Source organism: Synechococcus sp. NOUM97013 (assembly GCF_014279815.1).
Taxonomy (GTDB): Bacteria; Cyanobacteriota; Cyanobacteriia; order PCC-6307; family Cyanobiaceae; genus Synechococcus_C.
Window position 1 is genome coordinate 631,870 of record NZ_CP047941.1, and the last position, 24,591, is coordinate 656,460.

At 43.7% G+C, this 24,591-nt stretch carries 11 protein-coding genes and 1 tRNA gene; 9 read left to right on the forward strand and 3 right to left on the reverse strand.

Going from position 1 to position 24,591, the window contains the following annotated elements; all coding sequences use genetic code 11:
* The first annotated feature begins 1,552 nt into the window (after window positions 1-1,552).
* From glyQ to SynNOUM97013_RS03315, 4 genes are all read left to right on the forward strand, one after another.
* On the forward strand, window positions 1,553-2,440 hold the full coding sequence (gene glyQ / locus SynNOUM97013_RS03300; protein ID WP_186480762.1) for a glycine--tRNA ligase subunit alpha: 888 nt from the start codon (window positions 1,553-1,555) through the stop codon (window positions 2,438-2,440).
* Between the two features lie 39 nt (window positions 2,441-2,479).
* The gene (locus SynNOUM97013_RS03305) at window positions 2,480-4,438 is read left to right on the forward strand and encodes a ComEC/Rec2 family competence protein (protein WP_186480763.1); all 1,959 of its coding nucleotides are present in this window, start codon (window positions 2,480-2,482) and stop codon (window positions 4,436-4,438) included.
* Window positions 4,439-4,457: 19 nt separating this feature from the next.
* A tRNA-Ser gene (locus SynNOUM97013_RS03310) sits at window positions 4,458-4,544 on the forward strand.
* A 170-nt stretch (window positions 4,545-4,714) separates the two neighbouring features.
* Window positions 4,715-5,437 carry an FkbM family methyltransferase gene (locus SynNOUM97013_RS03315; RefSeq protein WP_186480764.1) on the forward strand — a complete coding sequence of 241 codons (723 nt, stop codon included), beginning with the start codon at window positions 4,715-4,717 and terminating at the stop codon, window positions 5,435-5,437.
* A gap of 718 nt (window positions 5,438-6,155) precedes the next feature.
* Here SynNOUM97013_RS03315 and SynNOUM97013_RS03320 read toward each other — a convergent pair.
* Window positions 6,156-7,085 carry a phytanoyl-CoA dioxygenase family protein gene (locus SynNOUM97013_RS03320; RefSeq protein ID WP_186480765.1) on the reverse strand — a complete coding sequence of 310 codons (930 nt, stop codon included), beginning with the start codon at window positions 7,083-7,085 and terminating at the stop codon, window positions 6,156-6,158.
* A gap of 1,282 nt (window positions 7,086-8,367) precedes the next feature.
* On the opposite strand from SynNOUM97013_RS03320, the gene SynNOUM97013_RS03325 reads away from it, so the two are divergent.
* The 5 genes from SynNOUM97013_RS03325 to SynNOUM97013_RS03345 all read left to right on the forward strand — a co-directional run bounded on the left by SynNOUM97013_RS03325 (window position 8,368) and on the right by SynNOUM97013_RS03345 (window position 16,799).
* A complete protein-coding gene (locus SynNOUM97013_RS03325; RefSeq protein ID WP_186480766.1) occupies window positions 8,368-9,618 on the forward strand; it encodes an MFS transporter in 1,251 nt (416 codons plus the stop codon).
* A 115-nt stretch (window positions 9,619-9,733) separates the two neighbouring features.
* Complete coding sequence (locus SynNOUM97013_RS03330; RefSeq protein ID WP_186480767.1) at window positions 9,734-14,167, forward strand: multicopper oxidase family protein; 4,434 nt, start codon at window positions 9,734-9,736, stop codon at window positions 14,165-14,167.
* Window positions 14,168-14,247: 80 nt separating this feature from the next.
* Window positions 14,248-15,795 carry a GMC family oxidoreductase gene (locus tag SynNOUM97013_RS03335; RefSeq protein ID WP_186480768.1) on the forward strand — a complete coding sequence of 516 codons (1,548 nt, stop codon included), beginning with the start codon at window positions 14,248-14,250 and terminating at the stop codon, window positions 15,793-15,795.
* 36 nt (window positions 15,796-15,831) lie between these two features.
* Window positions 15,832-16,212: a hypothetical protein gene (locus SynNOUM97013_RS03340; RefSeq protein ID WP_186480769.1), complete on the forward strand. Its 381-nt coding sequence runs from the start codon at window positions 15,832-15,834 to the stop codon at window positions 16,210-16,212.
* 218 nt (window positions 16,213-16,430) lie between these two features.
* Window positions 16,431-16,799: a putative quinol monooxygenase gene (locus tag SynNOUM97013_RS03345; RefSeq protein WP_186480770.1), complete on the forward strand. Its 369-nt coding sequence runs from the start codon at window positions 16,431-16,433 to the stop codon at window positions 16,797-16,799.
* Between the two features lie 61 nt (window positions 16,800-16,860).
* On the opposite strand, the gene SynNOUM97013_RS03350 is transcribed toward SynNOUM97013_RS03345, so the two are convergent.
* Window positions 16,861-20,424 (reverse strand): multicopper oxidase domain-containing protein, encoded by a 3,564-nt coding sequence (locus tag SynNOUM97013_RS03350; RefSeq protein ID WP_186480771.1) that lies wholly within the window; start codon window positions 20,422-20,424, stop codon window positions 16,861-16,863.
* A 201-nt stretch (window positions 20,425-20,625) separates the two neighbouring features.
* Window positions 20,626-24,153 carry a multicopper oxidase domain-containing protein gene (locus SynNOUM97013_RS03355; protein WP_186480772.1) on the reverse strand — a complete coding sequence of 1,176 codons (3,528 nt, stop codon included), beginning with the start codon at window positions 24,151-24,153 and terminating at the stop codon, window positions 20,626-20,628.
* Window positions 24,154-24,591: the final 438 nt, after the last annotated feature.

Genomic DNA, 24,591 nt, shown 5'->3' on the forward strand with positions numbered 1-24,591 from the left:
GTTCAATACATCCATCGCTCTGAACTTACGTGCGATGAGGATATGACTAGTGTTTTTAAGGAAAAGTGTTACTGGGTTGCCTTGGGAGATGGTGTCCCTGATCTATTGGAATTGGAATACGATGACCCTGCTGAACAGTACGCAGAACCTAGTAATGTTCTCCAAGCCATCTCCGACAGCGGTGTATTAAATCTTGTACCTTCTGGTCAAGAGGATCATTGTCATCGCATTGTGTTCAGGGATTTAATGCGTAAACTGGACGAACTACCTTCTGACTCACCATCTGGTCGTTGGTTCTTTAGGTGCGTGGATAGCGACTGATGCTGATCAAATCGTTCTGTTGAGTAACTGATTGCTCTTTTCAACTGCTAGACGCTTGTGCAGAGCAGAGTATCCAACTCTGTGCTACTTCATGAGCATCTCTTCAAGGTCAGTGATGTAGTCCTCACTGGAGGAAAAACTAATGTGTTTCATCTTGGGTGCCTTACTGGATTCCATTTGGATTCAATCTGTACCGTTGCCTTAACTGTATTTAGGTCTAGATCAGTTGGTGTGACTGAAGAGTAAGTTGTTTGAGTTCGTTCTCTGTCTCTGGAATTGAGTGCCTCTGTGCTCTAGAACTCTTCAAGGAACTATAGAATCAATATTCCGAAGATACTCAAAGTTTATTTATGCAAAAACTAACTACTTTCTGGACAGCTGTTAACAAATGGAAACAAACAAGTACGCCAATCCCTTTGGGGATGGTGGGCAACTATCGTTGTCTCAATCAATCACTGACGAACAGAAATGGCGTTACTGGTTAGAGGTTATTGATCGTGGTGTGATCAGCGACATCTCCCATCAACTCCAAGGTTTTGAGCAGCAGCACTCTGGTCGGTCAGTCAATGACATCTTCCGCTGCCCCTTCTGTTCGGCACAGCAGAAAACTGCCTATGAGAAGACGAGGGTCACTGCGTGCCTTCGTGAAACAGGAGGTCGTTATGGATCCAGCAGCAGAGGCGGATATCAGTTCCACTGCTTCCGTTGCAAGAGCACTCACACGCTCTTCCAGTTCCTTGAGGCGACGGAGAACGGTCAGATCGCTGATCAGTACCGCTGGGACCGCTTCCGTCGGAAACTCACTGGTGCTGGATGGAACTGTCCGTTGCCTCCCAAAGAGCAGCGTGATGCCCTGAAGAATCCGCTGTACGCAGGCAGTGATGTTCCTCCTCCTTCCAAGGCGGACCGTGCAGCAGCGCATAGGCGCCGTTACGAGGACCAGAGGCGCCTTGATTACATCCACAAACATAGATGCCCTCCGCCCAGGGGCAAGAGCGATTGAGGGTCCTCCTGGGTGTCTCTGCCGTTCTGCTTCAGAGATGTCGTTTGGTTTGAGGGTGGTAATGCGTTGATCCCACCCGTCATTTGGGAAAATAGTGCGGTTGATCTGGCGGGATCAACAAACGGATCAACAGGTCTCGTAATTACTGGGGTTTTCGCTCTGGGATCAACAAGGGATCAACAGATTTCACCGCCCTAAACCCCCACCATCACAAGAATAGACCAACATATGCACTTCCAGGACATCATCAGCACCCTCAATCGTTTCTGGTCAGAACAGGGGTGCCTGTTGTTGCAGCCCTATGACACCGAGAAAGGGGCTGGCACCATGAGCCCGCACACGGTGTTGCGAGCCATCGGTCCTGAGCCTTGGGCGGTGGCCTATCCCGAGCCCTGTCGTCGTCCCACCGACGGTCGATACGGCGACAATCCCAACCGGGCGCAGCACTATTTCCAATATCAAGTGCTGATCAAGCCATCACCTGACGGTATTCAGGAGACCTACCTCGCGTCTCTTGAAGCGTTGGGCATTCGAGCTGCGGATCACGACATCCGTTTTGTCGAAGACAACTGGGAGTCCCCCACCCTTGGCGCTTGGGGTGTGGGTTGGGAGGTGTGGCTGGATGGCATGGAAGTGACCCAGTTCACCTACTTCCAGCAGTGCGGGGGTCTGGATTGCAAGCCGGTGTCCATTGAGATCACCTACGGCCTTGAGCGGCTGGCGATGTACCTCCAGGATGTTGAGAACATCTGGGATCTCAGCTGGAACGGCGAGCGCAGTTATGGCGACATCTGGCTGCCTTTTGAGAAGGGGCAGTGCCATTTCAATTTCGAGGCGTCCAATCCGGAGCGTCTCAAGCAATTGTTCGCCATTTATGAAGCGGAAGCGGCGGATCTCATCGATAAGAACCTGCCGGCACCGGCCTTGGACTTCGTGCTCAAGTGCAGTCACACCTTCAACCTGCTGGAGGCCCGTGGCGTGATTTCAGTGACCGAGCGCACCGCCACCATTGGCCGCATCCGCAACCTGGCTCGCAAGGTGGCGGAAGCCTGGCTGGCGGAACGGGAGGCCTTGGGCTTCCCGCTGTTGAACCGGGAAGCGGCGACGGCGGCCTGAACCACGGGGAACCCTTGCATCACCTTGCGCGGGTGATGCATGAATCCGGCTGTCTCGGGCGCCCTGCTCTTGCTCCTGGCCTGCATGGGGGCGGCTCAGGTGCGACTGCCAGCGCAAGGTATTGCGCTGGCAGTCGTGCTCGCGTTGGGGTTGGCTGGCTGGGCACGCCGTTGGACGCGAACCCCTCAGCAGCTCCTCGCTTTCGCCGTGGTGCTCGGTCTGGCCAGCAGCCGATGCGGGATGGCCTCGGTGCCTCGGCCCCAGATCGGTGATCCGGCTCAACTCATCCCTGTGGATGGTCCTGCGCCAGTGGTGCAGCTGACTGGTCGCGTCCGCGCTGATGCGCCGGTTCGGGATCACCGTTGCCGTGCGCTGCTGCAGGTCAGCCGCATCGATGGCGTGATCCGTCATGGCCGCTCTGAACTCACACTTGAAGCCTGCGAGCAGCCTTTGCTGGAGGGGGCCTGGATCGAGGTTCGCGGACCGCTGACGAGGCCCCAGCCATCGGCCCATCCCCTGCTTTCGGATGCCTTCAGGAGACTGGCTGCTCAGGGGTGTTGGAGTCGTCTGCGAACCGACGCCATCCGGTTGTTGCGTCAGGACGCGACTCCCCTCGCCGATGCACGCCGCCGTATCGCCCGCTGTTTCATCGAAATCGCAGGTGAAGAGCGAGGCAGTCTGCTGGCGGCGCTGGTTCTCGGCAGTGCTCAGGTGTCTTTGCCTGAGAGCTTGCGTGACGGGTTCCGGGTTGCTGGGTTATCCCATGCCCTGGCGGCGTCAGGTTTTCATCTGTCCGTGTTGCTGGGCACCACATTGGTCTGCACGCGTCGCTGGCCAGCACCGTCTCGGTTGGGAGCTGGTGTGGCGGCCATGGTTCTGTTTCTGGCCTTGGCGGGTGCCCAGGCTTCGGTGGTGCGCGCGGTGCTGATGGGCGCTGCGGCGTTACTGATTCGAGAGCGTGGTTATCGCAGCCGCCCCCTTGGTGTTCTGCTGATCACCCTGGTGGTGATGCTCTTGGTGCATCCGGCCTGGGCACGCTCGATCGGCTTTCAACTCAGTGCCGCTGCTACCGCCGGTCTGCTGATCTCCGCTGCCCCCATCGAACAGCAGTTGCGCAGCTGCTGCCCGTCGTTTGTCGCGCGTTTGGCTCCTCCTCTGGCCGTGCCGGTGGCGGCCTTGTTGTGGACGCTGCCCCTGCAGTTGTTCCACTTCGGAGCCGTTCCTCTGTATGCCCTCCTGAGCAATCTTCTGGCGGCTCCTCTGCTGTCACCACTCACCCTGGCGTCGATGTTGATGGCCTTGATGGTGTTGCTCCTGCCGGCATCGATCACAGCACTGCTGTTGCCTGGGTTGATCTGGCCTGTGCAGCAGCTGGCAGAAGTGCTGATCGCGTTGGTGTTGTGGATTCGTCACTGGCCCTGGGCCCAGCTGTTAACCGGTCGAATGCCGTCATGGCTGCTGTTGTTGTTGCTCCCGGCCTGTCTGCCCTGGGTGTTGCCTGCCCTGCGGCGCTGGCGTTGGCGCCTGGCGCCGTTCCTTCTGGTGGTGGCGTGCGTTCAGGCTGGATTGAGGTTGCAGGATCGTTGGATCCACGTGGAGCAATGGGGGCGTCAGTGGCTGCTGCTCCGTCATCGCGGCAGGGCTGCGCTCCTGGCGACCCATGGCGATGCTCTCAGTTGCCATCAGGCGGGACGGCTGAGTCATGGGATGGGGCATCTGCGTTTGGATTGGGTGGCCGTTCTGGATCCCGTTGGGACGGAGCAGCGGGCCTGTTGGAGCGCGATCACCCACACCCTGCAGGCGGAACAACAGGGCCGACTGCCATTGGTGCAGGGTCAGCGCCTACAGAGTGATGGCTTGAGCCTCGCCCTCGCGGATCCGCATGGGCGCACCTTGCGTGTGGTGGTTGGGCCGCGAATCAAGGTTCTGCGCCGATCGGATTTGCAATCGGTCCGCGTGCCACCCCGAGGAGCAGACGAGGGCGTGCATCTACAATGAAGCTGCGCTTATTGCGCAAGGAGAGGTGGCAGAGTCCGGTTGATTGCGCACGACTCGAAATCGTGTAGGGGTCACACCCTCGTGGGTTCGAATCCCACCCTCTCCGTTTTAAATTTCCTGAATACGCATTTTTTAATGTTTTGTAACTTTTTTGTTGCGTGGGCTCTTCAATCGCATGAAAGTGAAGTCAAACAAAACAATTCATCTGTTAAATAGGATCTATCAATGGCAAATGTTGGCTTCTGGCGAAAGGTAAAGTATCGCCTCAGTTCGCGAATGGAGAAATATACTTTCTCACCTGATTCCAAAAATGATCCACTTCGTTCTCAAAAGGGTCAGCTCAGATTTGTTTTGGAAAATGTGTTCAATTACGCCAAAAATGGGCTTCATCGAAATGGATATTTTGTGGATCTTGCGGCAGCTCATCCAAAACGATTTAGTAATACTTTCTTTTTAGAGAAGAAGCTAGGTTGGCGAGGCATCTTGATCGATGCGAATCCTTACTTTACAAAACTACTGCGTGAAAACAGGACCAGTCAGGTATTTGAGTGCGCAATCACTTCGTCAAATGAAACTCTTGTTGATTTCCGTATTGATAATGGTGAGCTTGGAGGAATTGTAGGGGATGCGTTTGATAACAGCTACTCCATAAGAGGAGGTGAGTTAAAGTCTGCAAAGATTATAAAGGTCAAGACTAGAACTTTAGAGTCAATACTAGATGAAGCCAACGCGCCTGCAGTAATAGATTATCTTTCTCTTGACATTGAAGGAGCTGAATATGAGGCTCTTAAAACTTTTGATTTCTCCAAGTATAGGTTTAGATGCATGACGGTTGAGTGCCCTCCACTCGACTTAGATTTGCTTCTCGATAGCCATGGCTATGTACAAGTTCAGCATAGTAAATATGATACATTTTATATCCATAAATCTCAAATATCAGAAGCTTGTCTTGATAATTGTAATCCTCATTTTTTTGCAACGCCAGCAAAAGATTGGTAGCATTTAGGGGTAAATATTCATTTAATTTTTTTAAGTTTTCACGCAACATATATGAAGCTAATAATTTTGTTCTCGGCTAGTAAGCAATTAGAGAATTTTTGCGTACTTTTTCAGCGAGTACCAAGCCTTCTGTAGATCTACTCTTTCATGTCATTCATAAATTATACTACTTGAATTACCTGCTTTACACTCATAAAAACTATTCTCAACGATTGAAAATCCATTTGTTCAAAAGTCTAAATTCTCCAAAAGACTATCATAAGCCCGAAAACCTTAATTGATTTTTCATCATCGAATATATTTGCTAAGAATCTTTAGTCTCTATGACTGCTACATTGGCAACCAATATTTAAAAGTAAGCATAAATTGAATCAAATAAAGTTGCGATTAGAATGAATAGCTATAAGCCCTGGAACGCGCAAAGACTAATATTATTTTGTATATCTGTGGACCAGAAAAGATATTTGCAGGATTTGAGTTCTTGTGACTCTTTTTTTCGTTGCTTTTGGCCCATAATTATAGTTGACAAATACGATTCATATCTGTGAGTATTTAAATATAATTAAAGATAAGTGACTTTGTCAAACTTTACCACCTCTGCAATGGCGTTGATGATTTGACCAGATAGCGTTTAATACTAATCTACTACAATCAACAATAAAAAATTATTTAAATTAAATCTAAAATGCATCGCGAAGATAATTGAATACATAAGAAACTAACCTTCGATTTCATAATTGCTCCTGCTCATCAACAGTAAATCATTGTTTTTGAAATTCAATGCATACTTTGCCAGCCCAACTAATGATCTTTGAATGTTGACTCGATTCCGGTTGGCATAAATTGGCGATGATTTGAATCTTCGGAGATTTTTATTTGTATTTAAAACATCGAGCTGATAATCTTTTGATGAGAACTCAGATGATTTACCTCGGCCTCCTCTTTTGTAAGTGACTGGATAGTAATGCGCTGTTAATGATTTCCTGGAATGTCCTTCTGTCCTTTGATTTGATGAACCATGCAAAAGAGAAGGATGCCAGAACAATACATCCCCTTTTTTGAGATGAATAGGCTTACACTTGAATTCTTGACTTAGGTCATTTGACCATTTTATGAACGCATCATGATCAAGACTTTTCCAGTAATCCGGCTTAACATACTCGCTAAGGTGTGAACCGGGATATACGTGAAACTCACCACCATTTCCATCGATATCTTCTAGAGCAATCCATGCTGCAATTAAACTTCCCATTGGGTCAGTATCCAAGTACCAAGTATCTATATGATCAATAGTTCCAGTTGATTTGTCAAAAAACATATTTTGCCACATGCAAAAATCTATAGTTTTGCCGTGAATCTCTTGTAGACAAGCTTCAATCCTATTTGATAAAAGAATATTTTTGCCGTTAATAGAAAGTAATGGCGACCATATCAAATCTGTAAAATTCTCCAATGATTTTTCTAGTAAACCATATTTATCAAGGTCTTGGTTCACTCTTCTCCAATTGTGATTTGATTGACTGTAATAGAGACCATTACTTATCTTGAATTTTTCAAACGAATCAAGAAGATTTGATATTTCTTTGACGTCTACTAGTCCTTTTTGAATGCAGTATCCGTATTTTTGAAAATGATTAAAGAGATTCATCGGATAGTGTATTATAAAAAATCATATTAAAGCATATTGATTGCTAGCTGTCAATCAACTTCTTCGCTCAATCTGTCAAATTGCCTGAATATTTAACATTGTAATTGTTTGTCTTGTAAATAGAGGTTTTCCTGGCAATTAATAATAGATTTAATAGAAGCCAAGACATAGAACTCATATTTAATAAATATATATTCGATGATAGGTTATTTGTTGGTTTTCTACTGACGATGCAATGCAAAGGAGTTGCTTAGTGATAATATTTTAGAGGAAAATTTAAAGACGATTTTTAATCAAGCTTGCAATTGTAACTAGTGTGCATCTAATGCAGCAGAGTTAGCAGGGATCATTTGCTCAGGTTGCAGGCTCTTTAGTGGAAAAAGTGTTTATCTTGAGAAACTAATTCTCATTTAATTCAATCTAGTTTACTGATCTTTCTGATTCCAAGAATATATATCAAGTTTTATCCCTTAAAAGTTGCTTATGGCAATAAGTTACAAATATGATTAAAGTTTTTTATTTTCGAGAAGCCCTTGACCACAACCTAAATCGAGATTGTAATTTTTTTCTTTGACAGGAGAGGTTGGCTACATATAATGTATAATTATAAAAATTAATTACTCTTTTGTCGATTGTAATCGTATTATTGCAATTGCTTTGGTGGCTGCTCTTTGGAGGTTTGTAATTAAAGGAGTGAAAAACAATAGGACTGTATTTTAGTGATAATTTATTTGGTTTTTCAGGATAATTGCCTCCCAATTATTTATGTAATGCACAAATGAAAATCGTTGGTGCTTCTGCAGCTTCAGTTGCTTAAGTCAACTTGTTTAATTTGTGTTAAATAAAAAGCTTTTTTTATAAGTTTTCTATGCTGTGCTATTCCTGCAGCCATGCGGTACACTAATGGCTTCTGTTAAAGTAATACTACAATAGAGAATAATTTCATGACGAGACTTTATTTGCCAGTAATTATTTAATTAAAATACTCTTTAATTTTTGCATTTATTCAAATAGCTTGATATGTAATGTTTACTGCTGAATTTGGATAAGTCCACGATTTTATAGTATTGTTTTTACTGGAGAAGTGTGCTCGGCTTTCAGTTGTGATTAGTAAGCCTGGTTGAATGCAAAGCATTGGTTAAAAAATCCCAAACTATGCCATCTATTCGGTATTAATTGTATAAATTTAGTACGGGTTTGAGTGGACCTTATCCTGAAAAACAGGATTGCTTCTTCTCAATCGCTAATGCAAAACCCCTGATCATTAATCGATTCTGTTGAGATGACTCATCTGACCGAAATGAAAGAGCCTTCCTACGATTACTTAGGGGTGATTGCAGCTTCATCTGCTTTGGCTATCGGGGTAGGCCTGCAGAGGACAGAATTAGCTGTTCTTGGCAATATGATGGTTGAAGCTAAGTGGATTAATTCAGACAATATTGGACAACTTGTAGGATTAAATTTAGCGGGATACCTTGCTGGATGTGTTCACCAAACAAGGATTAAACGTGAGGATCAGTCCCTTCGAATGATTCGAATTGCACTTGTTGTTTGTGTTCTCATATTTTTTATTGAACCGTTATTCCCATCCATGGGATGGAATACGATATGGCGCCTCGTTTCTGGTTGGGGTTGTGCACACTTAGTGACAGGGTTGCCTGGTTTCGGCACACGAAAACTACATCCTGATCAAAAGAGATTGGCGATGGGGATTATTTTTGCAGGTGCAGGGATAGCACCGCTTCTAGACTCTGTGATGCTCCCACTTTTTGTTAAAAGCTCGCCAGTTGCAGCTTGGGATTTTACCGGCCTATTCTCCATACTTTTTGCAATTCCAATTTGGTTGTTGATTTCTAGAGGATTAGCAGAAGAGAGAGAAGTAAAGTTGTCTAATCAAACGGATAACAACTCATCTTCATCATCTTCTCAAGATCATGCAAATGGAGGTGGAAGTGTCTCAGGAGCAGTTAACTGGTCTCCCGCATTGAAAATATTTGCACTGACAACACTTCTTTATGGTGCCTCCCAAGTTTCAATTTTAACCTATCAGCCATTATACGTCACTTCAGTTTTTAAAGTATCAACTGAAGTCGCAAGTAATTCATTCGCTTTGGTTGGGTTTGGGTATACCTTAGGTGCCATCATCGCGGGATTAGTACCAAAGAAGATTCCAACAGATTCAGTTCTACTGGCTTCTGTTGTGATTGGAACGTTTGGAACTTGTCTATTTGTCTTTTCGCGAGTACTTTCTATTGTTAATTTTGGAGCATTTCTTTTCGCTTTTTGGAACGGTGCATACATTGGATTAATCGTCGCTCGTCTCACAGAAGTTGTTGGTCCTCATGTCGTCCGACCTGCATGGGCCTTATTCAGCTTTTTGTTGAGCATTGGATTTGTATCAATGACATTCATCGCTGGATACATATCAACCTTTTCTGTGCCTTTGATTTTTTATGTTGGCCTTGCACTTGTCGTGATTAATCTCATTCTCATGTCAATCACTGCGTACTCGTTCAAGAAGCAGAATCTCTAGTTCTCAAAGAAAAGAGTTTTTGAACTAACTTTATTAACTTCTTAAGTCATGATTAAATCAAGTGATTAAAGATTAATGCTGGCTACGGTTAGATTATTCACTGTGATTTCTAGTTGTGAGTCAGTTTCGCATCGGCTCCCTCTACCCTGTCGACCGTGACGGGATCCCAAATGTATTTTTATCATCTGGATATAGCCTCGGACAGGATAGTAATGGATTTTATATCAGCGAAAATGGTTCGAGTAACGGTTCTCTTAAGGCTCAGCTAGAAATTACGACAGATCCGGTTGATATTAAAAATGTAAGCGCTTTTATTACTGATTGGCTCGTCCCTCAATTAACAAACAAGGATGATGAAAGTAGTATATTCAATCAATATCTGAAATCGATAACAAGTACTCCACCTTCGGGTGGATGGGGTGTTTATCCCAATAATGAGCTCTTGGAAGCACTTAGTTATATCGGTTATAGAGGTTATGGTTACGATCAAGCGGCTAACCAAACAGGTTTCTGGGCAGAAACATCCACGCCGTCTGGCTTGCTGTATCAGGAGGTATTGAAAAAGGACAATTATTTTCCTGAAGAGCTGTGGAGTAACGACAAGAAGATTGATACGATCTTATCTGATTTTGATAGTAATGCCCTTCTCAAAAATTTGGCGGTAATGAGTGGAGCCTCCGAGGAAATACCACCTCTTTGGTATCCATCAATGCTTTATACCTATGGTTTAAAGGGCAAAGGGACATCCTATCCAGGCCCCGTCTTAATGATTAAGCCTGGTGAGACTTTAGAGCTGGAATTTGATAACAACATCAGTATTGCAGGCCTCACAGGAATGCAAGCTCAAATGGCGTCCCTGGTTGAGAATAATTCCTATGGGCTGAATGGCGGCTCGATGGCTGGCGCCATGGACAGCACTAATTTTCATATGCATGGTGGTCATGTAACACCTACTGGATTCGGAGATAACGTTGTTAGTCGATATACAACGGGGCAAGATTGGACAACCATTATTGATATTCCCGAAGATCATGGCAGAGGTTCTTACTGGTATCACCCCCATTTTCACCCAGCTGTTAATACACAAGTGTATGGCGGTTTATCTGGATTTATGCAAGTTGGGGATCCCTTAAGTTTAATCCCTGCATTTAAAGATGTACCTAGAAACTTAGGTGTGATTAAGACGATGCAGGTTGGCATCGATCAAACATCTGGCGACTATCAACTCGCCGCAGTGAATGGCAATATCCTTGGCACAGAGGGGCTGGCTGCTAATCGGGCTAGTATGTTTACAATTAATGGTGAATATCAACCAGAGGTTGATATCAAATCAGGCGGTTGGCAGTCGTTTAGTTTCAGCAATCAAGACAATAATTACTATATGAATATAGCAATGCGCCATCAAAAGGCTGATGGTTCTTGGGTTGAGCTTCCACTTTATATTTATGGTGAAGATGGTCATACTTATCCTCAGATTCGCAAAGCGAGTCAGGGTGTATTAGGTTATCAACAAGCTGAGAATGCTATCAATGCGACTTCATATAAGCAAGCCTCAAATCTGATTTCTTTGCCTTCTGGAAAAAGACTCGATCTATTGGTCTATCTTCCCGCAGGTAAATCAGAATTGATCAGTGCCTATGGTTTTGAAGATGCAAATGGACAGGAGTTTGGTGTTAATAATCTACGTTGGCAACCCGATAAATATGCAGAGCTTTCAACTGAAAATACTGACTTTTCTGACCCTAACTCAGGCCCTGGAGCAATTGCTTCGTTTAATGTTAGTAGTGATTCCCCGGATCTAAATACTCAGGTTCTAGATAACTATATTGAACAGGCAAATCAGCAAATTAATGTTCAAGAAATAAGCCCACAAACAACTAGTGAAGACTATTCCTCGGATGCAATCCCCAGCGTTAACTTGTTTGAAAAGGATTGGAATCCTACCCGTCAACGCCAGTTCAATTGGCAAATTTTGCAATTAGTTGGTCCTGAAGATCAATGGGATATCCCCACTCAAAAAGAAGTTGCTAAACGTGCAGGCACTGACTTCGCTGTCACCAAGCATGAATTGATTCCAACATCTCTCGATAATCCCTGGCTCGGTTATATCAACCCTGACCTCATCAATGACCATGTTTTTCCTCAAGGCCCATTGGTGATTGCACAGCTTGGAACTATGGAAGAGTGGTCGCTGCGCAATTGGAATTGGGGCGGTAAGAGTGTTGCGAATGGTGGTTTCTTCACATCCCATCCCTTCCATATTCATGTTAATGATTATCAAGTCAAGCAAAGTGATAACGAGTTGCCTGATAAGCGTAATTTAGAAGATGTCACTCAACTTAATTCGTCAGGATATAATTATGTTGATAGTGCAGGAGTTAATTACAAGCTCGACCCACTTGTCGGTGAATTTGTTGCGATTGACGAGGCTCTGAATCCTAATTCATCGGATGATTTGTATACAACGGGCTATAATGAGACAACAATTAGGATGTTATATCAAGACTTTCTTGGTACGTATGTCCATCATTGTCACTTGCTCGAGCATGAAGATGCTGGGATGATGCAAGTTGTTTCGGTGATTGAAAACACTGATTCTAGCTGGATTATTCCTGCCGAATCATTTGGCTTAAACCAGAAAGGTCTTGTTTTACGTGAAGCTGATTCACTTGAACAAGTGACTCTTGATTTACAGCCGGAACTTAGCAATACACTTCAGCGAACCCAAGTTGGTGATATCACTAATGACTTTGTTCAGGATATTATCTTGTCATTTGGTGGATTTAATGGCTCTTCTGGACAAGTTCGTATTTATGATGGTTCTTCGTTGAAGAAGAATCAAGAAGCTGTTTTACTGTCTTCTTTTAGGCCTTATGAGGATTCAACGTTGTCGCCTTGGGCTTTTAATAGTGATTTTACTGGTGATGGAAAGAGAGATTTAATCACTGCAGGATTTGTCAAGTCTCCAGATAAGGATAATCAAGTGAAACTTCCCGATTTGGAACTGATAGGTTGGCAGGCTAAAGAGACTAACTATGATTGGTCAAATCTATATAGTTACCGTCCTTGGGAAAATGTTGCTGATGCAAGTTCTATCCTGCTATCTAGTGATTCAACAGCTGTTGGTGTTGGAGACTATAATTTAGATAATTTTGATGATTATGCATTTGCTTATGTTGACCAAGGTGTTCTGAGGATCCGCATTCTTGACGGAGCGTCGGTTTCTCTGCTCAACCAGACTGGACAATTTGAGGGAGGTTATTTACCCGATACTGATATCTTAACGGACATTGAATATTCGCCAGCATCAACATGCTGTTTCGATGACCTTAAGTCGCTTTCAATCACCTCAGGTTTTAATAGTTATTCTCAATCGGCAATTGAGAATCTCATTGTCACTGCAGAGTCGAAATCTGGCCACAGTGAAGTGCTTACTTTTCAACTTAATTCTGGACACTTTATTGCCACAGGCTCAACTCAATCTGACGAGTCGAAGATGGATGGTCATAGCGAGATGAATGGTCATAGTGATATGGCTGGGGGGCAAGCCCATTCCGAACATGACCATAGTTCGCATCAAGGTCACATCATGTCGACGGCTTCTTTGGAAGGTGTCAATCAGGTTGGAGGTGCCTTTATGTTGAGCTTGACCAATCATCAATTGATTGAACCTGGTTTGTCGTCTGCGACTCCTACTTTTGCTGGTGCACTTGCAAATGGGGCTTTGGTTATTGATGATCGTTTGGTATTAAGTCAAGGTGCTTCTGATGGCGACTATTTCATCGGTAATCCATCTAGTTCTAACGATATGGCCAACAGTACACAGGATTTATATCTTAATCTTGAAGGAATTAATCGTGTCAATATTGATGATCTAACGGGGATTACTCAGCCTATACAAGAGAACCCGTTATATGGATCAGTGATCTTTGATAATGCTGTCGATGCTGATCAACGCGTGAATCTCACATTATTGGCTTACCAAGCCTATACCAATACGATGATCAAACCCAGCGATTTGGCGACCCTATCAGTTGGGAATGAGCGTTCAGAATTGTCATCTCGCGATCTTGTTGATCGAATCCTCAATGACTACTCTGTTCAGGTTGAATCGTATTATGGTGAGAGCTTTGATGAGATGTCTATTGACTCAATTGCAAGAAAAGCTTTCAATACTCTTTATGATAGAAATCCATCCTCTGCTGAGTTGTCTACTTTGAACTCTGCAGTCAAGAATGGATTGTCTAAAACTGACTTGCCAATGGCTATTTTACGTTCGACTAACGGCTTTGATACTTATCGAGTGGCCTTGTTGTCGGCTGCAAGCAAGTGGTCTCAAGCTCAATGGGGCACAAATTCTGTGATCGATGGAGATTTTGGTCAGGGCTTTGTCGCTAGAGCATCAAATTTTGATAATCTCTCTAATCTTCTTCTTGGCTCTGGATTAGTCAGTGGTTGGGCAGAAGCTAATTCTTTGTTTGAACAATATAGAGATGATGTGCTGACGTCGTTGAGCGGGTCTCCGATCTCAGATACCGGTTTCTTTTAACCCATTATAAAAAAATTATGAATTCTTGATTGCTGTCTATATGCAATGACTAAAGTCAAAATATAGAGTCTTTCTTTTTCATGAAGGCGTTTGACTATATAATTGTCGGTGCGGGAACCGCTGGGGCTGTGATTGCCTCTCGGCTAACAGAAGATGAAAATATCAAGGTGTTGCTTTTGGAGGCCGGCCCCCATTTCACCTCCATTGATGAAACCCCTCGAGACCTTTTGGATTCTCGGGCAGTTTCTGTAGAAGACCATGATTGGCACTACATCACCCAGGTCACTCCAGGGCGAGACTTCCCTTATGCCCGAGGGAAGGTCAGTGGTGGCTGCTCTGCTGTCAATGGTGTGATTTCTCTCAGGGGTCTCCCTCAAGATTTCAGGGCATGGGCTGCAGCTGGCAACACTGGCTGGGACTGGGAAGACATTTTACCCATGTATAAACGAATCGAAAACGATATCGATTTTGGATATGCCTCTTATCACGGTAGTTCTGGAAAGATTCCTATCCAACGTTTTAAACCCGATCAGTATTCACCAGTTGTCGCTGCTTTTAAAGAATCGGCCATGGCCGATGGTTACGCCTGGGTGCCAGACCATAATCACCCCAATGGTTACGACGGCGTTGGGCCCATACCCATGAACCGAGCCGGGGATGGTTCACTTCGTGTTTCCAGCTCTATCGCTTACCTCTTGGAAGCTCAATCCCGGCCGAATCTGACGATTAAAGACCGAACGATGGTCAATAAGGTTCTTTTCTCTGGTAAAGATGCCATCGGCGTCGAAGTGATCAACTCGGACGACTCGGTGGAAAGCATTTTTGGTGGAGAAGTGATTTTGAGTGCTGGTACGATCAATTCTCCTTCTATTCTCCTTCGCTCAGGTGTTGGTCCTGTTGATGATCTGGATCGGCTGAAGATTGACTGTGTTAATAATCTCCAAGGGGTTGGTAGCAACCTCATTGATCACTCGCTCGCTGTTGTTGCTTCGTATCCAAAACCTGGGATCGTTAACGAGAGTGATGATGATGTTCAAATGGTGATTCATTACACGGCCCCCGGCAGCGCTCACATTAACGATATGCAAATTTATTGTCTCGGTAAATTAGGTGCCGAGCGTTTCCCAGGTGCTGATCCAACTCGAGGATTAATGTTTGGCACTGGTATTGTGATCAATCGACCCGAGTCCCGTGGTCGTGTCACATTGCAATCGTCTGATCCAAATCAGCAACCCCGTATTGACCATCGCTTAAATTCACATGCAGAAGACATGCGCAAGATGGTCGACGGGGTGCGGCGTGGCTATGAGTTACTTACTACAGGTGCACTTAAGGATATTTCTGAGGGAGTCGCCGTTTTAACCGATGATATGCTTAATGATACCAAGTTTATCGAGCAATACATTACTGATCGCTCTGCCACAATTTGGCATGCAGTTGGCACCTGCAAAATGGGCCCAGCTTCCGATAATCATGCTGTTGTTGATCCTTATCTAAAAGTTCATGAATGTAGCTCCTTAAGAGTTGTCGATTGCTCAATTATTCCAGACCATGTCTCTCGCAATCCAATGCTGACCTGTTACGCCATAGCTGAAAGACTGGTCGACATCATCAGGGCCGGTCACTAGTTTCTTCTCAATTCGCCATCTGTTTTTCCTCATCACATGTCTCTGATCTCTTCTGATTCCAATACGTGGGTTTCTTGGACAATAACTTGTTCTTGTAAGCCAGATTCATTTGCACAAATTTCTGCGCTTGCAGCCAAAATGACTGAGTATTTTCAGTCCAATGAACCCGACACCACTAATTTCGAATTCAGTGTTAATCCTGCCCATGACGAAGTTCATGTGTATGAGCGTTATGCTAACTCTGCGCAGGCACTCCTCCATATGAAGGCTTTTGGAGACATGTTCGGCTCTGATTTCATGGGTCTTTTGACTCCTGTCAAGGTCGTAGCCTACGGCTTTCCAACTGAGGAGTTGTCGAACGCTCTAAGTGCTCTTTCACCTGTCAAGATGACTTCTTTCCAAGGTTTCTGCCGATAAGAATTTCGCTCCTATCACACTTTTAAACTGCCTTGTCACCATCGCATTGCTTTGGTGGCTTTTTTTATTCAGTTGTTTCGGGCACCTTGTTGTTTTTTGAAGAATTCATTATATCTTCTTTACGATTTGATTTCATGCTGTCTTCCTCAGTCTTCAAATCCTAATCTGTTGGCTTCTTTTTACGTTTTGCCTAAAGTGAAAGAAGTTGCTCACTGTTCATGAAGCGTACTGACTCCTTTATCAGCATTTATCCTCTTTTCCGCGTGAAGGATGGTCAAATGGCTGCTATTAAAAAGATCACGGATGAAATTATCTCCCGTGGTCATGGCGAGGAAGGCACACTGTTATTTACAGCTGCATTTAGTGATACTCATTTGTTCCTCAGAGAAAGCTATGTTGACCACAAAGCTTTTCATGTTCATCTCGATACTGTCAAAGATATTTTGGATGAATTCTTCTCGCTGCTTGATCTGGAAAGCCTTGTTATTGTCGCCAGTGCTGATGATATTCAAAAAATGAAACTTGAGATGAAGACTCTCGGCATGGAAGCTACTTATTGTGTCATTAATAATGGATTTTCAATTTAGCAGTCATTTTTTAGGACTATTAAGTGAGTAGATTTTTATCTAATTTGTCTTTTGATAGACGTTATGCCCAGCTATAGTAATCAGCTTGCAAACCCCAAGTGGCTTGCCTGTTAACTCCCTCACCGTGATACACCGCACTTTTGGTTAAGTGCATAAGTGTTGCATTGCCATCATCTTGCGTTAAAAGCAAGCTTCCCTGCCCCCTATTATCTGCATCAATATCAAAATATTGAAAATCTATATCTATATATCTATTGTTCAACGTGATTGCTCCATTCATTAATAACTCAGTAACCTGACTGCCTTGATGCTTTTCTATTTTTGATGGATTTGTTATTTCATCCTCCATGCTCATCATGCTACTTTCTCCACTTTTATTGCTCATATTCATCATGCTATGTTCATTATCATGATTATTAGAACCATGACCAGCATGAGCACCTTCTGCTGAATTAAGTAGCCAGTTCTTAATTTCTGAATTGTTACCTTTTGATTTTGAATCAACCACCATAGTTGATAAATTAGCCAAGTAGGTCTGGTTATACTTCTCATCTATGAACTTATATTCTTCACCATCAGGTGCCTGTGGTTGCTCATCTGGAAGTGAATAACCAATCGCTATGCGAACAGCATTATTAGTATTTCCATGTGGTTTAAAATATGATGAGTTATCCCAAAGTTTTGCCATACTTGAGAGCTTCTCGTCTTCGCACCCTGCGGCAGAATGATCCGTTAGTTTCTTTCCATTGAAGCCATCTACGATGCCCTCCCCACCTTCGAGTTGGCTAACAATGATATCTGCAAAGTTATCACCATTCATGTCTCCTACAGCAAGATCAATTCCATCGCTTTTTGCCCCATTGAAGGGCGTTAAGCAATAGAGTTCCTCATAATTTGCCCCACTAAAGACACGAATCTTTGTATCGTAGTTCTTACCTGAAATACCAACGATGATGTCGTCATAACCATCACCATTAACGTCGCCTAGTGCCAGGGCTGATTTTAAGTTTTCTCGGTTTCCTTTTCCTTCTGCGCTTATTGTTAACTCTTTCAATCTTTTCAGTGTTTCTAATTTTGGATCATTCCCCCTTAGCTTCTCTTCGTAAAAATCTTTCGCACTCTGCCCGTCGAAAATATTTAATTTGAACTTTCCTTTATTTGTAGATGTGGCCTCAATTACCGCCAGATCTTCAATGTTATCGGTTACATGGACTGTTCTAGCTTCTGGCCCGGGCACAAAGTTCAATGCATTGATATCCCCACTGTCGATGTTCACTCCATTTGATCGTGAATTCTCAAATGGCTTGAATTCAATCTTATTTTCCCGGTTCGATCCAAGTGATAGTTCAACGCTGCCCTTTCTTGGCGAACCATTCGTGATCCAGCTGTCGTTGGTATTGAGGATGGTCAACACGGGCACCATCATTCCTGAATCTTCATGGAACAACAAGTGGCAGTGATCGACATACAAGCCGGTAAAGTCTTCAAATCGAACCAAAATATCGGTTTTTGAGTCTATTAAATATCCTTTTGGTGGTGATCCATCGGATCCCCAATTTTTTCCATTGCCGTCGATGTAGTTCCCTTCTTCGTCAAGAATCATTGGTGTGCCATATGGATTTCCTGTTGTTGCAGTTCCCTTGGCATAGGCCGGTCCCATTTGGAAGACATCGATTACTGAATCTCCTACATATGCATCACCAACTTGATTTGTATCAGGATCAATTCCTACATTTAGGCCATTAATTGTTTCAACAATGAATTCATTTTGATGCAGATGAAAAGGATGGGATTGCCCTATTTCTATCTGTGTTACTGGGGCTTCTACAGGCCAATTTGCCCTTTTTGTTGATTTTGAAGCATTGACGAGTGACCAGCGCTCCAATGTGTCCAACATTGCAATTGTTATTGTTGGACTCAGCGCTGGTTTGGTTGACCAATATTGTTGGTTAATTCTCCATAACCCCTCAAAACCCACCGGTTCATTAAATCCGGGATCATCATATTCCTCGCCGTCAGGACCAATTTTTGGTCCACTGCTCTCTTCTTCAAAAGTTCCGCCTGTCCTCCAAGTAAATGTTCTTGATCGAGCTACCCCCGATGTTGCAGCTTCCTCCTTGAGTCCAATTGCATGATCTCTTTGCCCATCCAGATAGTCCCAAGCATCAGGCTGATTAGAAGTGTCTACGGTCGATCCTGTAACTTCTACTGTGGCTAAGACCTGAGATGGTGTAATTTGAAAGCCGTCATTATACCCAAGATACGTTTCGCTAGAATTTTTGGGCCTATTTGATGCAATAGGTGCTAAGTCTTCGAGTACTTCTTTGCTTGCATTGCTAATAAAGTAATATTCGCCTGGTTTGTCAAAGGAATGCTGGATTGTTACCCTTCCACCCGGTGATATCAGCGGCAATGTTGACACAGAGGTGTCGTATTCCGAAGACCATCGCGAAATATCTGAATCGATACCCAATAAGTTTGGCGATTCTAAGCTTATGTTTCCGTCACTATCAACACGAATCAACTGAATTATGTGACTGGAATTCAAAGAGAAATTCAGAAAGCCAAATGTGACCCACTCACCTGTATTGGCTTTAATTGTTGGGTTGTATTGTCCGTTGACTGTATGTATTAAATTCTCGTTTGGTTCGGCTGCGACAACAGATCCATATGTACTACTTGGATTCAGTGGCTGGTTATTCTGCCCATTGAAAGGTGCAGATGCATACTTGTAAAAGCTAGTTCCGTTATCATCAAATATCCTCGCAGGCATTTGTTTTGTGTTTACCCAGTTGTTTCTTCCCTGTACAACATTGGGATTAATCTCTTGTTCTACCGCCCATGATTGTAAACTTAATAGGTGAATATTTTCTTTTGTCGGATCATATCCACTGAGATTGTTTGTATCTTCCGAGTCTGGCAAGATGAACACCGGCAATGCTGCCCCGCCAGATAACGATAATGCAGTTGAGCCATGTAGATGTGGATGCATCCAAAGCAATCCACTGGGATGATTTTCTGGAATTTTGTATTCATATTCTCTACTTTCACCATTCCCTAAGGTAATCATAACGTTATCACCATAACCTTGAGGTGATACGTGGGAGCCGTGCAAATGGAGGTTAGTACTATCTGCTACTCCATTCCACTCATTTGTTTGTGAATCTATGCCAAGGTTGTTTGTTAACTTGACTTTTATCGTATCTCCTGGATCAGCGATGATGACAGGTCCTGGCGTCTGACTGTTGTACAGCCAGAATTCATTGTCGTAAATGCTCTGTGAGAATTCCTTCCTCACTCTTATTTCGCCAAAACCATCTATCGTAATTTTGTTGTGAGATGCCAGTGATAAATCAATATTGACGACATTAAATTCTGGTCCCCAACTTGAAAAGAATGTCCCACTCTTATTTGTTTGTTGATAGATACCCTTCTCGTGTTCACTATTCCCCTTTTGCCAATCCAGCCAACCGCTTGCGATGTTGACGACGCCTTGATGTTGTGGCAGTACGTTGAGGTATGCGCTATCTTGAGCAATTCCTGTTAGTCCTACATTCGCCGACCATTTTTTAAAATTTTTCTGGCCGATCGTTTTTGCATTACGCAGGCTTTTGAGGTTTGCCACAACTCATCTTACTTTTCCATATTTTAAGAGAATAACCTCTACTGTCTTCATTAGTTCATAGTTTATTCATTTTTAATGTTTCATTTTCTTCGCTATAGTTTCCTTTCTCATCGACAATCATTAGTGCTCCAAGATAATTGCGAAGTGATGATTTCAAAATCACCACTTCTTATGTGACTAGATATTTAGGGCATCAGTCCCTCACCATCCAAACGCTTCTAGTACAAAATCATAGGCACTATTCATTTCCGCAGTTTTAAGGTGTAGTAGTGTTTTTAAACCATTGTCCTGTGTCAGGAGCAAGCCGCCCTCTCCCCTCTGATTAGGCTGAATATCAAAGTAATTAAAATCGATATCTGTATAGAGTCCTTCCAAGACAAATTTTCCATTGGAGACTAAATCGTCTGGTGTGATTTTCTCCATTCCCATTGACGTCATTGGATTGATGAGTTCATCGTGCATCATGCTGTGTGCAGTGTCTTCACTATCTGAGCCATGCCCTGCATGAGCTCCATCTTTCGATTTATACAGCCAGTTTTTAACAGTTGTTTTTTCAACCGCTGTACCTGTAATGACCTCTAATGTTGATAAATTTGCCAAATATGTTTGATTATGCATGTTGTCCATGAATTGATAATCGGCACCAGACGGTTGCTCATCCGGGAGCGAATAGCCAATGGCGACTCGTACGGCGTTACTTGTTTTGCCATGTGGATTGAATGGAGTGTCCCAGAGTTTGCTCATGCTTGATTGCATCATTGAGTTCTTGTTGTCGGCTAAGTGATCTGTCAGTTTTTTTCCATTAAAGCCATCAACAAGTCCTTCCCCGTCCTCAAGTTGGCTAACAATAATATCTCCATAGTTGTCTCCATTAATGTCTCCAATTGAAACATCAATACCGTTGCTCAATGCTCCATCGAATGGTGTTAGACTATAAAGTTCCTGATAATTTTTGCCGCTGAAAACACGTATTTCGGGCTTATACCCATTCCCCGAAATTCCAACAACAATCTCATCATACCCATCTCCATTGATATCCCCAACTGCAATTGATGATTTTAAATTTTGGCCACTATCCTGGCTGTTTGCATTGATTGTTATCTCTTTCAGTTTTTCTAGCGAACTTAAGGCTGGATCTTTGCCATTGATTTTGTTTGAATAGTAATCCTTCACGCTCTGACCATCAAAAACATTTAATTTGAATGCACCTGTGTTTGATGACGTGGCTTCAATGACTGCAATATCTTCGATGTTGTCGCTGACATTGACTGTTCTCGCTTTGGGGCCAGGCTCAAAGTTCAATGCATTGATATCACCACTAGCGACATTGACACCCGTTGATAATGTTTCTGCAAATGGTTGAAATTGGATCGTATTCCCTTTGTTAGAACCTAGAGACAAATCAATGCTGTTGCTTGTTGTTGATCCACTTGTAATCCAACTATCATTGGTGTTGAGGATGGTTAATACTGGTACCATCATTCCACCATCTTCATGGAATAATAGGTGGCAGTGATCGACAAACAGCCCTGTGAAGTCTTCGAAACGAACCAGGATGTCGGTCTTTGAATTTGTCAGATATCCATCTGGTGCGAGTCCATTCGGTTTAGAGTCAGGCCCCCAGTTATTTCCATTGCCATCAATATAATTTCCACTTTCATCCAAAATCATTGGTGTCCCAAATGGATTGTCTGATGTTGCACTGCCTGTAGCATAAGCAGGCCCCATTTGATAGACATCAACCAATGAATCACCGACGAAGGCATCTCCAACTTTGTTTTGTTTAGGTGTTGTTCCCACTTGTAAACCATTAATTGTTTCGACTATGAATTCGTTTTGGTGCAGGTGAAATGGGTGTGATTGCCCTATCTGAATTTCAGTTCTGGGTTTCTCTGTTGGGTACTTATCTCGTTTGACGGATTGTGAACTGTTGACCAGCGACCATCTCTCCAATGTATCTAACATTGCAATGGAGATTGTTGGACTTTGGGTTGCTTTGTGCGTCCACCATTGTTTGTTGATTGTCCATACTCCTTCCCAGTCTTCTGGGTCGTTGTATCCAGGATCAACGTATACAACCCCATCCGGAGTCGTTCGTGTTTGGCGATCTTTTTCCACTGGAATTGCTGGCGGGTATGTGTTCCACACAAACTCTCTGCTTCTATCCACTCCAGATTTTGCTGCTTCCTCTTTGAGGCCGAGTGCGTGTGCTCTCTGTTTCTCTAGGTAGTCCCAAGCATCAGGTTGATTTGAACTTTGAAATTTGCTTCCTGATACATCGACTGTTGCTAAAACTTGCGACGGTGTGATTTGAAAACCGTCATTGTATCCAAGGTACGTTTCGTTTGAATTTTTCGGCCTATTTGTTTCGATTGGAGCTAAATCACCGAGGACTTCATCGCTTGCATTGCTAATAAAATAATAACTGCCAGGCTTGTTAAACGCATGCTGGATGGTGATTCTTCCACCGGGCGATATTCCTGGAAGGGTGGTTACTGAGGTGTCATCATCAGATGCCCAACGCGAAATATCGGAATCGATTCCCAACAGGTTGGGTGATTCCAGCGTTAGGTTGCCATCTTCGTCGGCATGAACAAGTTGAATCACATGGCTTGAATTCAATGAAAAATTGAGAAATCCAAAGGTGACCCATTCACCTGTATTTGCGTTAATGGTTGGATTGTATTGCCCATTAACTGTATGGATCAAATTTTCGGTTGTTTCAGCAGCCACGTAGTCTGCATAGGTGGCACCACCCGTTTTAAATATGTCAGTATCTGTAAAAAATGCCAGTGGTTGATAATTGTTCCCATTGAAAGGAGCTGATCCATACTTGTAAAAGCTGTTTCCATCCTCCTGAAAAACCCGTGGGGGCATTTGTTTTGTGTTTTCCCAATTGTTTTCCCCAGGCGTAACACTTGGATTGTTTTCTTGTTCAACCGCCCATGACTGCAGGCTGAGAAGATGGATGTTCGATGTTGTTGGATCGTAGTCGTCTAAATTGTTAGTATCTTCTTTATCGGGCAATACAAAGACCGGTAAAGCGGCTCCACCTGCCAATGAGAGTGATGTTGTGCCGTGCAGATGCGGATGCATCCACAGTAAACCGCTCGGATGATTTTCTGGGATTTGATAGATATATTCTTGGCTGTCACCATTTTCGACAGCAATCATCACGTTGTCACCCTTGCCTTTGGGCGACACGTGTGAGCCATGCAAATGCAGGTTGGTGCGCTTAGCTAGTGAATTCCATTCCTCTGTTTGAGCATCGACAGTCAAATTATTGCTTAACTTAACTCTTATTGTGTCTCCTGGGTCTGCAACGATGATTGGTCCTGGTGTTTGGCCGTTGTACACCCAGAACTCATTGTCATAGATGCTTTTTGAAAACTCTTCGCGTGTTCTTAGTTCACCAAATCCGTCGATTGATATTTTGTTTTGGGATGCAAGTGATAGATCTACGCTGACTTCGTCGAATTTTGGTCCCCAGCTCGAGAAAAATGAACCTTGCTTATTTGTCTTTTTATACTTACCGTTTGCATGCAATTTGTTTGCTTCCTGCCAATCAAGCCATCCACTTCTTATGACAATATCCTTCTCGTGCTGCGGAAGCACATTTAAATATCCACTTTTTTGTGGATCACTTGATAACCCTGCATTTTTCGACCACTCTTCAAACTTCTTCTGGCCAATGGTTTTTGCATTGAGCAGGTCTTGAAAGCTTGCCATGGTTACAATCCATTTATATAATTTTAGAAGAAAAGCACTTGTCTTTATGCTGCTTAATATTCATTTCGCTTTTGTGTTGTTAGTTGCCGGTTTTCCGAGGATTTTCTTTTCTTCTGTTGTTTTAGGATTCTATTTTTGTTCGTTTCCTAACTTCTCTTGCTCGGGCTGACCAGCTCTTTGGCGTCTTGTAGTTGTAAGCTCGATTTCGCCACTTTTTTGGATTTTATATTCTTCGAAGCAATGATGAATCCTTTTGTGGCGATTGTTTTTGCTTCCATTGTTTTCGGTCGTTTTATTGCCTGTTTTTGCGGTTTGATTTTTTGTTGCTTGAGAATGTCTAGATAGCTTCATTCCTTGTGCTTTGCGTTATCCATTGTTCTGATTAGGTGCTGCGAGGCAGTTTCTTTTCACTTGGTAGCGGCGCTTGTTGGATCGTCT